Raw genomic sequence first — 16,938 nt, forward strand, 5'->3', positions numbered from 1 at the left:
GGTTAATTTTTCTCTAATAACTTTATTGGTAAACATATAATATTGTTTACGATTCCCTCAGCTTGTAATTCACACTGTATCGCCTCGGTATAAAAGTAACTAATTACAAATATGTCAACATCTGACGTTAGTTTTCTGAAAACCTCCGGTGTGGAAATTGTGTGTCCTGCAATCGTTAAGCCTTGATAATTTCGATTACTATCTGCAACTGCTACGATATTACACTTGCCAAGTTCGCTATTTGCAAATAAATAACGCGTTAGCAATCCTGTACCCCTAATCGCAATTGGTTTTCCTGCTATGGAATATCCTTCAATAAGTCGTAAGGTTTCACTTATCTGCGAAAAACTGTGATTAATATATTTTTCCGCAATATCTTCAGAATCGTGTTTAACAAAGGCTGAATATAATATTCCCTCTCTGAACCTATGTTCAAGTGCAGTAAAACCATGCAGATTCATCAGTAAAGTAAGGGAATCTTCCGTAAAAAAATTTATGTGCTCCGGTGAAAATTCTTCAAACGGACTGACCTTATCCAAGGGATTTATGCCAAATGCCGGGACACAAGCTACGACAATACCTCCGCTTTTAAGCAGGAGCGACATAGTATCCACCAGCCTGTGCAAATCAACTATGTGTTCCATAACGCCTTCTAAAATAATACCATCCAGCTCATGATGGCAGAATTCACCAAATCCCCCACCCCTTTCCGACAAGGCAAAGATGCTTTTATTTACGGATGCAATACCAAGGTCATCGGTAATATGTCGACAATTATCCGCTGACAATTCAACGGCACAAAGATTATCGTATCCTATTGATTTTAGAATTTTAAGTGTTGTACCATGACCCGCACCCAAATCAGCAATAGCCGATTCCGGCTTTGGACAGTGGTTACTTAACAAATTTGCTGTCTCCAAATGTTGAGCGTATACCAAAGTCGATTCGGCTTCTTGATAATTCGTCTCATATTTGCTGAATACACTGTAATACCGGTCATAGACTTCTTGATCCATTACCGCTTCAGCATAAATATTATCACAATCGCCACAGACGGTAACCGAGTCATACAATGTAGGAATACCGCTAATTGGTTCAAGTTTGTGTGAATAAATTGCGGCTTTTTTCTCACTACCGCAAATTGGACATCTATCTCGTTTCATTAACGTTCAAATTCTCCTTAATCATTTTATAACAATCCCCAGTTTCATATGCAAATTATCTCGACCTCAATTGGAACTAATGTTCTTAAGAAATTTTCTATGTCATTAAAATATTGCCTCTGTGCCACCACTATATGTTTTATATTCATATCTACAATGTCTTCAGGTCGATGAATCATTAATCCCGTTTCAGCGAAAGTTAGTCCATGCAGTTCTTTGTTCGAATCAAACAGATACAAAGGGAAATCAATGCTGCCAACATTTGCTCTATAGCTATCAATCAGCTGTGCCGCTGCAACGCTAGCCGCATATAAAGCAACTGGCTTTGATTTGTCATTCGGAAATACACGATTGCAAATTTCTAACATATCCGTGTGATTATCCTTAACCCAATCATTTATATCTTTGATTCGATTAATTATAGGTAAATGCTGAGTACAGTGACGTTCACATTTTCCGCAGGAAATACAGTTATAGCTCAAATAAGGACTGAAACCGTACCATTCCTTCATCCTATCAAAGAAATACTGCTTGTCCCGACCGGTGAATATATACTCGTTGTACGCACTCATTAACTTAAATGGTTCGAGATCCTTCGGACATTCAGAGCAATATTTACACCCTGAACAAATTTGATTATCTGCAATATCAGATAATGCGTATATTTTTTTTCGAATATCCTCATCGTAGTTTAGTAAGACTTTACCGCCGATAGCATCACAAGCTTGGTCAATATCTCGTGTTTTTTCGACACCTACAAGTACTGTTGAAACTTCCTTATGTGAAGCAACAAAACGCAATGCCCCTGCCGCAATACCATCTCCAGAATCCAAATTTGAAAAGTACTTCTTGCTACGCGGTATTACGCCACCGCCTAATGGGTTCATAATCGCCACACCTAAGCCTTTATCTGCCGCCAGCTTTAATCCTTTCATTCTGTATCTCCAGTTAAGTGCATTGAAACCTATCGTTATACCATCAAAGATATCTTCTTTTAAGATAGATTCAATATCGTCACCATCCAAATGAACAGACACACAGATGTGATCAATTAATCCCTTTTCCTTGGCACGGATAGCACCATATATTGGACCATTAGGCTTCATCACTTGTGAAAACTGCTTCATATCAAGGACTCCCCATATATGAAAAAAGTTAAGCTTGTCAACCTGCAGTGCCACAAGGCTTTTCTCAACTCTCCGAAGAACTGCATCTGCATTCGGGTCGTTATTCACTGCCGACTTTGAAGAAACGTATACTTCGTGCTTTTTTAAAGATGCAGCACGTAACAAACCTTCACCGATAATGCCCTCACTTTGACCATTGCAGTAAAGATGCGCAGTGTCAAAATAATTGATGCCTAAATTAACTGCTTTCATAACAAGCTCAACATTTTCATCGAAACTCCTATTCTTTGCATCAAACCTGGAACCACCAAAGCCAACGATGGATACTTGTTTTCCTGTATTGCCGAATTCTCGATATTGCATCTCCATCGTATTATACCTCCAGTTTTTTAAGTCGTTTCAGAATCTCCTCAGAATACACATCAATATCGTCTGGTTGGTTTGATTTCGTATAGGAACACTTCTTACAGTAATCACAATTTTTTTGTTCAAGAAGCGATATACGAAAATTGCGCAACCGCAGCCCATTCCAGATTTCCGACAGTTTTTCATTGTATATATTACCAACCTTCAACTTGCGTTTCCAATCTACACTGCATGGCATAACATCACCGTTGGCGGCGAGACACAGTAGCTTAAATGGTTGAACACAAACACGCTTTTGTGTTTGATATTGCTCCATTTCATACCTAACAGAATTACCATTCGTGCCTGCTGAAAACTCCGGCCAGTTTTCTATTACATTTTCGACGTAAATGTAATCACATATTCCCCCGTATTCCGTAAAGAACCTCTCTTTTTCTTCCTCTAGTTCAAATGCGTAGTTTGTTGTTTTTATATAGAGTAAACCATCAACTTTATGTTCATAGTAATATTTCAAATTTTCATGGATTTTGTCTATATCAACATGCACCCTGCAGATTTCATGAAATTTGATTTTATCAATAGCTTCAAGCGAAATAATTAATACATCAAGACCTCCGGCTATTAACGCATCGCTTAGTTCTGGTGTTAAAAACACTCCATTTGAGGTTATTTCAACCTTTTCAAAAATACCCGACTGCTTTGCGGCAACAACAAACTCCGGTAGATGCTTGTTCATAAGTGGTTCTCCGATTCCGATTATTCGAAGCGCTTTAATCTTGTCGGGAAATTCTTTGCATTGCATCAAAAATAAATTGAAAGTTTCGAGAGTCATCGTATCCTTAATAATTGCTCCGAAACTGTCGTTTCCACACGGACAAAATACACATTTAAGGTTACAGAAGCCCGATGTCTCAAGCTGTATTACAAGAGGCGAGCTTAATGGTATTGTCTCTCCAAGATTTATACGATTGGGATTAAACATATTGTTAGTAATTGCCATAGAAAGACCATTCCTTTCACTATGATATCTATCCCGTTTCATTAATGGTCTTATTTCCAAACGTATAAAACCGTGTCTTGGTAATCTGTATGATGGGTTCTTACGGAAAAATGGCTGTACTCCGGTGCAATTTTTCGAATATACCCCGGAATACGCGTTAAATCAACCGGCGTATGATATATGCTGATTGCAAGTTTCGGATAGTTTTGGGATATTAATTCCTTTGCTCCGACAATAACATCATAATCCATCCCTTCAACATCAGTCTTGATTATAGTTGGACATTTTTTATCACGGAAATAGTCATCGAGTGGAATAATATTCACAACCATATCACCATCGGAATTATTTCGACAGTTTACTGCAGCATTTTGAGTGAACTTCAGTTCTCCTCTAGTCGAACCTACACCTAAGTGTTCGATTACGATAGAATCCGCTGCCATCGCAAACTCGCTATAAAGCCTCTTAGCTCTTACCTCGCATGCAATTACATTGCTTGGTGAGGCTTCAAATGCATACACTCTGATATTACCATACGAACGATATACATATTGCTCAAAGCTATCCCCGACAAAAGCCCCACAGTCCACTAACACTTCACCAAACGGAGAATTAAAAGTTGGCAAAGCAAAATATTGGTTGGGAACACACTCAATATAAGAAAAGTCCCCTGTCATCTGCCCATATACTGATGAAAAATATGCATATCTGGACACGTCGTCGTCAAGTGATTCGGCAACTGACTTAATATCCATCCAATTTTGAGAAATAATATAACTATACCAATCGATAACAGTACAATTGCAAGGAAGCTGTTTTTTAATATCTGAATTATTTTTGTGTGAAGAAGCAAGTATCACAATATATTTAGCTGCAAAACCATCCTCTTCTACACAAGAGCTGTGGCGGATTTCTTTATTGCAAATCCTCCGTTCCGCAGGATTATTATCTATAAAGAACGCCACGTCCTTACCTTCACACATAAGCGTATTGCAGAGCATCTCTGCTGTTTGTCCCGCAGGGAATATCACAATGTCATGACCCTTGACATTGTTAAGTTTTTCGTTAACATACATCACTCTGCCATCAATCATATCCTCAAGATATTTCCACCTTGGAGGGGTAAGCGCTATCATAAAAAATTCTCCTTCTCGAACTTTAATTCCGGTTTCCAACCAGTGGCTTTCTTTAATTTTTCATTTGACACATTAAGGTTCACTTCGCTTTTTCTATTACCGTATGCTACAATTCCGTTTGGATTAAGTGCCTGTCGTACACGCTCGGCATATTCGCAAAGTGGGATATTTTCATCACCCGCAAGGTTAAATAGAGAATCGCTTGTCTCACAGTCACCAAGCAACCGCAACGCCCGTGCGGCATCTGTCTCGTGCAGATAGTTCCAAGTGTGCGTACCATCTGATGCAAGTGTGAAATCGCGACCTGATAAAAAAGCTTCCATCATTTGCGGAAGCAACGAATTGGGATTGTCGTGCTTACCATATACGCTGAACGGCCGTACCCAAGTATGGTCTATCCCTAATCGACATGCCAAATCACGCATGAGATAGTAAGTTGCCACTTTACATGTACCGTATGCTGTTGTGGGGAGCAAATGTGTTTCTTCGGTGATAAGTCCCTTAACGTTTCCATACTCCGCTTGTGATCCTGTGCATATAAAGTGTCTGCACTCGGATTTTGCTGCCAGTTTCAGGCACTCCAAGGTGACATCAATATTACGATATTGCTTGTCAAAATCGTTCCTGTCCCCCTCCCAAGCAAGGTGATAGAAAGTATCGTAATCACCGTCTAATAATATTTCACTTGCATATGACAAGTCACACTCAATTATTTTGATATTCCTCAAATTATCAAGCCGCATCCTCCGTTTGGAATTTCTACGGCATAACACAGTTGCATGAATGTTGTTTTCGATTAAATCAAGCAACAAAGCATAGCCAAGAAACCCTGTCGCCCCTGTGATAATAACATTCTTCAAAAACACACCTCATTTATATAATTTGTTATTACCTCTTGTGTCTGCACCGTAGCAACAAACGTCTTCTGTATGTCCGACCGCAATACTAGGTAAGATGACAAAGACACTGTTAATAGGCCCTTATCATCTTATCTACCGGCACTTATCCCAAAAGAAGATTGCCAGCGTAGCTGCTACAGTAAATCTACCGTGGGGTGCGGTAGTCCAAGCTCTACTGAAGTGTAATAGCGCATGATATACTGCCTGAATTCCCACCTCGCACATGTGACGTAGAACAGCCTTGTAGTTTACGGCGGCTCTCTCATAGCGATTGAGCCATTGGCAAATCCTACGGTAGCCGAATTCGGGGCAGCATGTATAGACTTTGTCAATATAGTTCTTAATCCGAATATCATCCTCATTTGGCTCGACTGGCTTATAGTATAAGGAAGTCCTATTGATGCTTAATAACTCAGCTTGCTGCGATATAGTAAGTTTACTTTCCGCCATACCGGACATTGACCGACGTTTAAATGATGTAAACTCAGAAGCGTTTTTTTGTCTTAATTTATGGGTTCATTATTACCGCTCGTCTAGGTGAGTTTTTTCTTGTAACCACGTAGACAAAAACATCATGCTTAACCAGTTCTTTTAATAGCCAATGACCCAAAAACCTGTCCCGCCAGTCAATACCGCCTTTTTCATTAAAAGCATACCTCATTGATGTAATTTTGTATTGCTTCTTGTGTTTCATTCATGTCAATAAACTTTTTTTGCACCGAAGCAGCTCGACCTGATTTTAAAACGTCGACAAAATGTTTTGCGCTATTACCATTCCCAAAATAGTGAGAAATGCATTTATGCCTAGCGGTTTGCTTTATGCAAGATAAAATTTCATTCTCATTCTCTTGAGAATGCTGTATATTTCTTAGATAAGAATGTTGATACCTTCCCTGCTGCCTTGTCCCAAGATCGATAGCAGGTATGCCATAAACACAAGCCTCTCGTATTCCGGCGCTGGAATTACCAATAATAAAGAGCGAATGTTTCAATAGACTTAAAAAGTATTCAAAAGGCAAGGACTGAAACACCATATATCTTTTATTTGATTTGAGCTTTTCAATTTCCCGGATAATAACATCGCTACCTAAATCATTGTTAGGGTATATGACAATGAAATTATTTCCGCTTTTCTCTACAGCCGCTAAAACTTGAAGAATACGCTTCTCAGTTGCCATGGCTTCCGTTGTTACGGGATGATATATAAGAATCGCATATTCATCGAATTCTATATTATATCTATGTTTAACTTCATTGATACTGGGCAGCTCAGATAGCATAATATCTATATCCGGTGACCCTGTTATATAAATATTTTCCTCACTCTCTCCAAGCTGCAGTATTCTCAGTTTGGACTCATAATTGGCTACAAAATGGTATTGGGCCATTTTACTAATAGAATGGCGTATCGCTTCATCGACAGTTCCTGTTACTTCTCCGCCTTCGATATGTGCGATCAGAACATTATTTAACATTCCTGATATTGCTCCTGCTAAGGCCTCAATCCTATCGCCATGGACTACGATTAAATCCGGTTTTATTGCATTAACGTATGAATTAAGGCTAATCATTGTACTGGCAAGATCAATATCCATTTTGCTGGTATATACAATATCCTTAGCCAGATGGATATTTTCATATCCGTCATTGATAATATCATTATAAGTACTACCATGTTGAGGCAACAAATGCATACCACATACATAGACGTGCGTCTCAAAATATTTTTGTGTCTCCTTAATAAGAGATTTCAATTTGCCATAATCCGCTCTGGTACCAGTTATAAAAACGATCGTCTCTATTTTCCCCAATTTATAGCACCATTCCCCACGTAATATGTGTGTCAGCCTTAATATCGCTTTTGGCCCGCCTACCAATTATTTTCTCATAGTCTGCCGCTTTTATCTCACCAGTACCTGGTCTCTTAACCCACAAGTTTTCGGCTGTAAAAATTTCGCCAGCTTTCATATCAGAAATAGTTACTACTGTTGCAAATGCAAAATCAATCGTAACTTGTTCCTCAGGTAGCGGTTCTTTTTTGCCTCCCCGCATACTGAACACATCCTTTGAAGCATTCAGTAACTCCGTCAACTCTCTTTCATCCATCGAGCAAACGATGTCATTCCCTTTTCGCCTCTTTGTATCAGTAAAATGCTTCTCTACGATAGAAGCGCCCAAAGCTATAGCCGCTATACAGGCATTATTATTGACCGTATGATCTGACAGTCCAAAAGGTACTCCAAATTCCTTTAGCTCCAGCATAGCTCCAAGCCTTACCAATCTTGATGGTGTAGGATAAAGGTTTGTGGTATGTAATAAGGCAAAAGGACAGCTATTCTTTGATACAATATCAACAGTTCTTTTTATTGCTTCCTTGTCATTCATCCCGGTAGAAATGATCATCGGACGGCCAAATCTTGAAATCAAATCGATTAATGGATAGTTGTTCATCTCTCCAGAACCAATTTTGAACGCCGATACACCAAATTTATCCAAACGCAAGGCTGCGGCTCTGCTAAAAGGCGTACTTAAAAATACCATGCCTTTAGACTGCACATATTCCATTAATTCCTTTTCCTCTTCTTCATCAAGTGCACAGGCTTTCATTACTTGATAAATTGACTCGGTGGAATTCCCTGGTATGACCTTCTTTGCCTCGCTGCTCATCTCATCGTCAATGATATGGGTTTGATGCTTGATAAGCTTAGCGCCTGCTCTTGCCGCTGCATCAACCATTGCAAAAGCAACTTCAAGGCTCCCATTATGATTAATCCCTATTTCAGGAATGACAAGAGGTTCATAGTCGATGCCGATATCGATATTCTTAATTCTTAAACTTCGCATATTTATTATATTCCTCCTGCTCTAAAAACGGCGATAAATCATCTATCGGTGGGGATACTAAGCTTCCATCAGGCATTCTCTTACTCATTACTTTAGGCTCAATTAATTGATTAGTATCCTGAATGACTTCACATAAGCCATAAGAATCCAAGGACATCAGCCAATTAATTCCTTCGTCGACATCCTTATGGCTGCTTATTCTTTTATAAGGAATACCGTATGCGGCAGTAATTTTATCAAAGGCCGGAAAGCTCAAACCACTTTCCTTTGTACATCCCGATAAAACACCTCCAAAAAAGTTCTTTTGGGTTTGCACAACGGCTTGATAGCCACTGTTATTAAAAACAATAAACTTCACTGGTAAATTGTTGTGAACAATGGTTTGCAATTCCTGTATGTTCATTTGAAAGCTGCCGTCACCAGTTGCACATATAACGTTTCTTTTTGATGCCATTGCTGCTCCAATTGCTGCAGGAATGTCATATCCCATAGTTCCGCAATTTACGTTTCCAAAAATACGCTGCCCTTTTTTCGTTATTCCCATTTGTAATAGGGAAACACAAGCGCAGCTGTTTCCCACCACAATTATACTATCCTCAGTCAGCCTTTGCTGTAATTTACTTGCAAAATAATACGGATTAACAGCTTCGCTATTAAAGGCTTTTTCAGGCATAGGGCTAAATCTGATTTTTAAGCTATTACAGTAATCTATCCACTCAGTTTTTATCGGTAATGCATCTACTATCAATTCATTTAAGGAAGAGATAATATCAACCAAATCAGCTTGAATAGGCATATCGATTTTTAATGTATTTTTTCTTAGTTCTTCCCCATCAATATCAACAATGATTTTTTCGGCGTTTGGAGCAAAAAAAGAATAGTTAAATCCAGTTTGTTTAAATGACATTCTTGCTCCCAACGATAACATTAAATCGCAATTTTGAATAATAAAATTACCTGCTCGTCCTCCAAATACCCCAAAATTACCATAATATAATGGGTGTGAACTAGGAAAAGCATCAGCTACACTCGTTGGACATAACACAGGTATATTCAACTTTGAGACAAGCTCATGTATTTCAGGCAGAGAGCCTGATTGTCTTACAGCAGAACCTACTATGATTACAGGTGATTTCGCATTTTTAATTTTATTGCAAATAACACTGCAAATATCTTTATTAGACACAATTTCTTTTAATGGAGTGTACCCCGATAACAGCGTATCATCTACTAAAGAACCTTGGATATCAAGAGGCACATCGACCCAACAAGGCCCTTTGCGTCCTGTTGTGGCTTCAACAATAGCTCTTTCGAGATGATACTTAATAGATTGGGGGTCTTTTATCATCACAGCATACTTAGTCATAGGCCTAACAGATTCAATAATGTTATATTCCTGTTCGCCAAACTGCCTCAGCTTAAGTCCTGTACTATCAACCGTTGTTTCGTACCTTGTCTGTCCTGAAACAACTATCATCGGTATCGAATCCTGCCACGCACACAATACCCCTGTAAGCGCATTAGTTCCGCCAGGCCCGGTTGTAACACATACACAAGCCATATTATTATTAATACGAGCATAGCCTTCCGCTGCAATAGCGCTTGCTTGCTCATGATGATTATATATGCACTCAATATCCTTATGCCGTCCAAAAGCATCATTAAGATGCATAGCTCCGCCGCCAACTACAGAAAAAACATTTGTTATGCCATTTTCAACTAATAAATTTGCTATATAGTCTGCTACTCTTATTTTCACGTCGCAGAACCCCCTCTAATTACTTTTGCTGCTTTAATATCTGTTCGTATTCTTTGATCTGTTCCACAGTAAAGGAAAACATATCTCCTGGCGAACCGGCATAATACCTTTTGTACCATGCAACTGTCCTCTTGATGGCCTCGCGGCAAGAAAAAACCGGCCACCAATTGAGATATGCCTCGGCCTTGCTAATATCCAGCTTTAGCAAAGTAGCTTCATGCGGCTGCTGGAGACTTTCTTTTTCTGTTTTTCCCGCTCCCCACTCAGCAATTGTCAGGTTGAGAAATTCCTCTACAGATATAACATCTGTATCCCTAGGGCCGAAATTCCATGCGCCGCTATACTTTTTCGGCTCAGCTAAAAGTAGCGCACCCAGCATTAGATAACCAGACAATGGTTCCAGCACATGTTGCCAAGGACGGATTGCCCGCGGGTTTCTGATCCGAATAGGTCGGTTGTCTACAACTGATCGGACAAAATCAGGCAACAAGCGATCAACCGCCCAATCACCGCCACCGATAACATTCCCTGCCCTTACTGAAGCCAAGCCTATCCCGCGGTTCATTAAAAAACTATTGCGATAGGCGGACACGACAAGCTCAGCACAGCCCTTACTGGCACTATAGGGGTCAAAGCCACCGAGGGGATCTGTTTCACGATAGCCGTAAGCCCACTCCCGGTTTTCATAACATTTGTCTGTCGTAATTACCACAATAGATTTGATCGTCTCGGTATTCCTAGCTGCTTCCAGTACATTAACGGTCCCCATTACATTGGTTTCGAAGGTTTCCTTCGGCTGTAGGTATGAATAACGCACCAAGGGTTGGGCAGCTAAGTGAAAGACGATATCCGGCTTATATGTATTAAATACTGCCATTAAATCCGCCTCATCACTAATATCGGCTTCGATACTAATTATGTGCCTGTCTAAATTGCAAATAGAAAACATCGCCGGTTCTGTGGGAGGCCGCAAAGCATACCCAACGACCTTTGCTCCTAGGGTATGAAGCCATAGAGATAGCCAAGAACCTTTGAACCCACTGCTGCCTGTCACTAGTACCGTCTGCCCGTAATAGGCTTTCTTAAGCAATTCAAAACTCAATTAAAACCATACCTTCCAGGGAGCCTGACCGCTCGCCCAAAAATTTTCTAAAATATACTTGTCTCGTTGTGTATCCATACATCGCCAAAAGCCGCTATGATGGTAGGCCATAATTTGTCCAGACTCCGCCAAGTGTCTAAGTGGACTGTCTTCGAAGGCAGTTTGATCACCTTCGATATAATCAAAAATTCCTGGCTCTAAGACAAAGAACCCTCCATTAATCCATGCGTCCAAGGTTTTAGGCTTTTCTATGAATTCTAGAACACTAGCATCATCATTAAGACCTAAAACCCCATATCTCCCGCTGGGCTGAACAGCAGTTACAGTGGCAAGCTTTCCGTGGGATTTATGAAAGGAAATCAGCTCTTCAATATTGATATCGGCGACCCCGTCACCGTAGGTGAGCATGAATGTCTCATCACCAATGTATTTTCTAATTCGCTTAATACGACCGCCGGTTAAGGTATCTAAGCCAGTATTGGCAAGGGTAACCTTCCAAGGTTCCACTTCCTCGCTGGAATGAGTAGTTATGCTATTGCTTACTAAATCAATAGTAACATCAGAACCATATAAAAAATAATTAGAAAAGTACTCCTTAATCATATTCCCTTTATAACCTAAACAGATAACAAAATCATTAAAACCATAGTGGGAATATAATTTCATGATATGCCATAAAATAGGGCGTTCCCCTATTTCTATCATCGGCTTTGGTCTCAGATGGGATTCCTCACTAATACGAGTCCCATAACCGCCAGCGAGAATAACAACCTTCATCATTGGTCTCCTATCTATGAAGTAAATTACATTGTCAACTGTTCTGAACCAGCAGACATCAACTATAATCCCAGTAGCCTTTGCCTTTAATGAAGCAATTCATCCTTCGCAATCTCATCTCGCAATATTTCCTCAACCCGCACCTTCATGCTACTACCTACAACAAGCTTGTCATAATTCCAGCGCAAAAACTCATAGATATCGTTAAATCGATAACCTGCCTCATACTCTTTAATAAACGCCTCGGTGGCGGCAACCGGGTTATTCAGACGGTGCAAGCAGTAGCCCTGGTTATAATACAAACCTAGGTGCACTGGTATACCTGCACCGATAGCTCGTTGCACAATATAGTTATAATAGTTCAACGCGGTCTGATAATACCCTTCCTGAATAAACAGACTACCTAAGGCAGCAGCCATTCCGTCCGGGAACCGGTCAGCTAGATTAAGCAGTTTCTGCCTAGCGACATCATCAGCCCAGAAGATAAAGGTACGTACCAAACTTAGATAGGCTGGTTTATCTTCTTCGAAAAAAAACATGATGTTGCCATGATAGGCATTGAGGATTTTAGCATAGGCAGAAGGTAAATGTTCTGCGGCTTGAAGAAGATACGCTTCGTTGCCGCTCAAGGCCGCTGCAGTTGCCGAGGCCAGCGCCAACCGTTCATCTTCATCCCGAACATAGCAGTCCAGCAATGCAGCAAAGGCTTTGTCATAATGCCCATTAGCTACCAGCATTTGCATAACCACATAGTCCTCTTTCGGGTACTTTTTCTCCCGCAAACTTGTATAGTAAGCCAGAACCTTGGGCAATGGGTGGTTGACTAGCCCAGTAGCCAAAAAGTCCAGATCGGCTTCATTTTCCACATCAAACAAGGTATTTAAAAAACTGATAATATCCGAAAGCGACTGTGACCTAATCAGCCTGAGCAGACGATCAAAGGCAGTTGCCTCGTACTTGTCTAGTTTTAGGGATACCAGATAATAGTCAACTGCCGCACCGTAGTTGTTGCGAAATTCACTGATAACCCCCATCATATTGTACAGGTTGCCGAGATTAACCGCTAGGGGATTTACTTCAATATCCTCATAGTTTTCATGTAATTGCAAAGCCCGCCTCAGCTCAAAAAAGGCAGCGTCATATCGTTTATCATCGTACAGAAACTTGGCTTTATAAAAATAAAACAAAGGATGCTGCGGGAACTTATCTATGGCAATCTCTATTTCCTCCATAATCTCTCTTACCGGATAATGAAGATTCATCATAGCATCAATTAAGATATTATTCACCCTGACATTGAGGTTGGTCAGCTTGGCACCGCTGTCCATGAATAAACGGATATAGGTGATTACCTTGTCCCAATCAGACAAGGTAAAGTAAGTGTCCGCGATGTAATAATAATATTCCGGTTTAGATGCGGTATTACCGTCCAACTGTCGGAGCAAAAGCTCTAGGTTTCTGCAGGCCTTATCATTTTTAACACCTGTTGAATAACCGGTATGATGGATGATCAACTCCCGCCGATCTGCCAGATGTGCCTGCAGGTTAGCCCCCTTGCGATTGTAATACAGTGCTTCATGGATCGGATTGAGATAGCGGAGCAGTTTGTCGTTTTTAAATATTCGCACATGGACAATTTCATTGATGATTTTACCGCTGGTTTCATCAATGTTGAGCATGCGGCAGGCTACGGCTCCATAAGCCTTGTCCAGTTTTTCTAAATAAGCCCGCAAATTAACTCCGGTACCGTCCGCAAAATATTCATCGGCATCCAAAAATATAATCCAGTCACCTTTGGCCTTGGAAATTGCATAGTTTTTTGCCGCAGCAAAATCATCTATCCAGTCAAAGTGAAAAACCTGCGCTTCCAAATCTTTGGCAATCGCTACAGTTTGATCCGTCGAGCCGGTGTCCACGACAATAATCTCATCTACCGCCTCGCGGTAGCTCTCGATACAACGGGCGATTACCCTCTCTTCATTTTTCGCAATCATGCAGGCCGAAATCTTCATTATCTGTCCTCACTTAATTACACAACTTTTATACTCTTTATACTCTTTTATAACAGAGGCCAGAGTGATACACTCTGGCCTCTATGCTTAGTAAACTTTGGATTACTGGAGAAGTTGTAGCACACCTTGAGGTTGTTGGTTGGCTTGTGCAAGCATAGCTTGAGCTGCTTGGGAAAGAATGTTGTTCTTTTGGAAATTCATCATTTCTTTCGCCATATCTACATCACGAACTCGTGATTCAGCTGCAGTGAGGTTTTCGCTGGAAGTGCCCAAGTTATTGATGGTGTGTTCTAAACGGTTTTGAACTGCACCCAACTTGGAGCGTTCTGCTGATACCCGTTCAATGGCATCGTTAATTGTCGTAACTGCGGCAGTCGCTTTGAAGTAGGTATCTACTTCCAGTGACTTCCCAGCACTATTGCGGACCCCAATATCCTCGGCTTTCATTGAATTAATGCCTACTAGGATACTTTGACCACTATTAGCACCGATTTGCATACTGAAGGAGTCACCAAGAGCGGTTTCTGCAGTAACAGCTGCTTTTACGCTGATAGTTACGCTTTCACCGACAGCCAGACTGTCTAATGATCCTGAAGCAAATGTGATTGTTTGGCCTTGGAAGGTTATTGATTGGCCACCAGTCACATACACCGCCGAAACGCTTGAATCAGCAGTATCAATACTAAAATGTCCGGCAGCAGCTGTACCTGAAACTAAGGTACGGGTTATGACTACGGCACCACCATTAGTAATGCCCTCAGCGGTAGCATTCATGGAAACAGTAATAGAAGCTCGAGTGTTAAGTTCAAGGTTTACTTTAGCTTTTTCAGCTTCCACAAGGCCTTTTTTGCTTCCATCAATCAATTTTTGGGTATTGAACTCAGTTGTATTAGCAATTCGATCGATTTCATCAGTTAGCTGGTTGATTTCTTTTTGGATTTCTCCACGGTCTGTAGTGGAGTTAGTATCGTTGGAAGCTTGAACAGCAAGTTCACGCATACGTTGGAGAATGCTGTGAGTTTCATTCAATGCACCTTCAGCAGTTTGGATCATGGAGATGGAGTCTTGAGCATTACGTCCAGCTTGGTCAAGACCACGGATCTGACCGCGCATTTTTTCGGAGATTGCTAGACCTGCAGCATCATCACCCGCACGGTTAATACGAAGACCTGAAGAAAGCTTTTCTAAGGATTTGGAATTATTGGCATTGTTTGTGGTTAATTGACGATGGGTATTAATGGCTGACATATTGTGGTTAATAATCATGGTTATTTTCCTCCTTGATTTTGATGCCGGGCATCCTTGCCCGTGCATTTTATTTGCAGAATGCAGGCATTCCCACCTTCCGGCCGGTTAGGGGGAATGCTTTACACTCTTGCTTACTCTATGTATCGCTTTTAACTTGGGTTTTCTTGAGGGGATAAAACGCGAAAAAAAGGTTGATATTCTCTAGTTATTTCTGTCTTTCTCCTTTTTGCTCTACATTTCATCTTTTTTATAAATATTTAGCACGCATCCAATTATAAGATATAGATTATCAAGGGTGGTGTCACACTCTTTTATCCAAGAGTATGCCGACATAGTCCTGTATGGCTGCTAGGGTATCCAATAATTCACGGGGCGGGAATTCCTTGATGACCTGATGATTGCTCTTGTTAACGAATTTAACCATCATTCGATCAGTACCCTCATGAATTTCAAACTCTAGATCCGCATCGATAGTAGACATGAATTTGTTTAAATGCTCTGTCAGATTAGTCAAATCCTCACGGGTAAGCTCTTCTTTGCCCTTTTCCTCGGACTGAGCTTGGTTATTACCTTTTTCCGATTTATTGGCAGGCACCGGTTTATGCAATGCCAAGGTTTCGATACTCAATGAAGAACTTACGCTCGGAGTACTTTGATTTGATGTGTGACTATTGCCATTCGTCTGAACAGCAGGTTTGACCACAGCAATTTCCATACTTTTTTCACCCTCTTACATATCTTCTAGAAAATATACATACATAGTGTATATCGGACAAAAAGCAAATAGCCTTTAGTAGAAATTTACTTATTTAACTTTAAGTCGTTAAGCATTGCTAAATCAAATGCTTCAGCTGGGACAACTGCGGCTTTTTCATTTTCAGCGACTATGGCATCATATATTTCTCCCCGATATATCTTAACCTCATTAGGAGCCTCGATTGTGAGACGAACACTATCTCCTTTGACGCTGACAACAGTAACGACAATGTTATCGCCGATCACGATGCGTTCCCCAACTTTGCGGGTCAAGGCAAGCATATTAAACGCCTCCTTCAGATGCTTCTGGAGAAGCCGCATCGGCAAAAAGCCTGTGACGGATCGCATACTCCGGTTTGTCCAGAATAACCTGTCTGGCGATGCCCTTGCTTTCATTCACTACGATAGGAGCTAAGAGATTAACAGACATATCCTTAATGTTCTCGCGAACTGTAGCGATGACGAATACTTGGGGAGGGTTTTCCTCCGAAACCCCTAGTTCCTCTGTTACTTTTTCTTCAAGAGAAAATTCGTAGTCCTGAATAAATGCAAAGGGATTTACCAGCAAAAAGCTCAGGTTAGCTTCCATGGTCGATTGGAGAAAGGAAAACGGGCTTTCAGGTTCATGTGGCAAATGCACAAAGGCTTTCTCGTTGAGAAAGCCGGGAATTCCTTCCGGAAAATGAATTATTTGCTTTTCGCTGACTTCGAGGGTGCCAAACCGCGTGGTATCTATTTTCATATTCTCT

At 40.7% G+C, this 16,938-nt stretch carries 16 protein-coding genes; all 16 read right to left on the reverse strand.

Going from position 1 to position 16,938, the window contains the following annotated elements:
- Positions 1-2: 2 nt before the first annotated feature.
- The 16 genes from AAC978_RS13150 to fliW all read right to left on the reverse strand — a co-directional run bounded on the left by AAC978_RS13150 (position 3) and on the right by fliW (position 16,931).
- Positions 3-1,163, reverse strand: a complete 1,161-nt coding sequence (locus tag AAC978_RS13150) for a class I SAM-dependent methyltransferase (RefSeq protein WP_341548524.1) — start codon at positions 1,161-1,163, stop codon at positions 3-5.
- 44 nt (positions 1,164-1,207) lie between these two features.
- Positions 1,208-2,659, reverse strand: a complete 1,452-nt coding sequence (locus AAC978_RS13155) for an aldo/keto reductase (RefSeq protein WP_341548525.1) — start codon at positions 2,657-2,659, stop codon at positions 1,208-1,210.
- 4 nt (positions 2,660-2,663) lie between these two features.
- Positions 2,664-3,656 carry a radical SAM/SPASM domain-containing protein gene (locus AAC978_RS13160; protein WP_341548526.1) on the reverse strand — a complete coding sequence of 331 codons (993 nt, stop codon included), beginning with the start codon at positions 3,654-3,656 and terminating at the stop codon, positions 2,664-2,666.
- 50 nt (positions 3,657-3,706) lie between these two features.
- Positions 3,707-4,792 (reverse strand): FkbM family methyltransferase, encoded by a 1,086-nt coding sequence (locus AAC978_RS13165; protein ID WP_341548527.1) that lies wholly within the window; start codon positions 4,790-4,792, stop codon positions 3,707-3,709.
- A complete protein-coding gene (locus AAC978_RS13170; RefSeq protein ID WP_341548528.1) occupies positions 4,789-5,652 on the reverse strand; it encodes an NAD-dependent epimerase/dehydratase family protein in 864 nt (287 codons plus the stop codon). The genes AAC978_RS13165 and AAC978_RS13170 overlap by 4 nt, the downstream gene beginning before the upstream one ends.
- Before the next feature lie 132 nt (positions 5,653-5,784).
- Complete coding sequence (locus AAC978_RS13175; RefSeq protein WP_341548529.1) at positions 5,785-6,141, reverse strand: IS3 family transposase; 357 nt, start codon at positions 6,139-6,141, stop codon at positions 5,785-5,787.
- 194 nt (positions 6,142-6,335) lie between these two features.
- Positions 6,336-7,502 (reverse strand): UDP-N-acetylglucosamine 2-epimerase, encoded by a 1,167-nt coding sequence (neuC, locus tag AAC978_RS13180; protein WP_341548530.1) that lies wholly within the window; start codon positions 7,500-7,502, stop codon positions 6,336-6,338.
- A 1-nt stretch (position 7,503) separates the two neighbouring features.
- Positions 7,504-8,535 (reverse strand): N-acetylneuraminate synthase family protein, encoded by a 1,032-nt coding sequence (locus tag AAC978_RS13185; protein ID WP_341548531.1) that lies wholly within the window; start codon positions 8,533-8,535, stop codon positions 7,504-7,506.
- Entirely contained in the window at positions 8,516-10,294 is a 1,779-nt protein-coding gene (locus AAC978_RS13190) for a thiamine pyrophosphate-binding protein (RefSeq protein WP_341548532.1), read from the reverse strand. Before AAC978_RS13190 ends, AAC978_RS13185 begins: the two co-directional genes overlap by 20 nt.
- Before the next feature lie 19 nt (positions 10,295-10,313).
- A complete protein-coding gene (rfbG, locus tag AAC978_RS13195) occupies positions 10,314-11,396 on the reverse strand; it encodes a CDP-glucose 4,6-dehydratase (RefSeq protein ID WP_341548533.1) in 1,083 nt (360 codons plus the stop codon).
- Entirely contained in the window at positions 11,397-12,173 is a 777-nt protein-coding gene (rfbF, locus tag AAC978_RS13200) for a glucose-1-phosphate cytidylyltransferase (RefSeq protein WP_341548569.1), read from the reverse strand.
- Between the two features lie 86 nt (positions 12,174-12,259).
- On the reverse strand, positions 12,260-14,185 hold the full coding sequence (locus AAC978_RS13205) for a glycosyltransferase family 2 protein (protein WP_341548534.1): 1,926 nt from the start codon (positions 14,183-14,185) through the stop codon (positions 12,260-12,262).
- Positions 14,186-14,287: 102 nt separating this feature from the next.
- Positions 14,288-15,451: a flagellin N-terminal helical domain-containing protein gene (locus AAC978_RS13210; RefSeq protein ID WP_341548535.1), complete on the reverse strand. Its 1,164-nt coding sequence runs from the start codon at positions 15,449-15,451 to the stop codon at positions 14,288-14,290.
- 283 nt (positions 15,452-15,734) lie between these two features.
- Positions 15,735-16,148 (reverse strand): flagellar protein FlaG, encoded by a 414-nt coding sequence (locus AAC978_RS13215; protein ID WP_341548536.1) that lies wholly within the window; start codon positions 16,146-16,148, stop codon positions 15,735-15,737.
- An 86-nt stretch (positions 16,149-16,234) separates the two neighbouring features.
- Positions 16,235-16,471: a carbon storage regulator CsrA gene (gene csrA / locus AAC978_RS13220; RefSeq protein ID WP_341548537.1), complete on the reverse strand. Its 237-nt coding sequence runs from the start codon at positions 16,469-16,471 to the stop codon at positions 16,235-16,237.
- 1 nt (position 16,472) lies between these two features.
- Entirely contained in the window at positions 16,473-16,931 is a 459-nt protein-coding gene (gene fliW / locus AAC978_RS13225) for a flagellar assembly protein FliW (protein WP_341548538.1), read from the reverse strand.
- Between the last annotated feature and the right edge of the window lie 7 nt (positions 16,932-16,938).

The sequence above is a fragment of the Desulfitobacterium sp. THU1 genome, assembly GCF_038181555.1.
Lineage (GTDB): Bacteria > Bacillota > Desulfitobacteriia > Desulfitobacteriales > Desulfitobacteriaceae > Desulfitobacterium.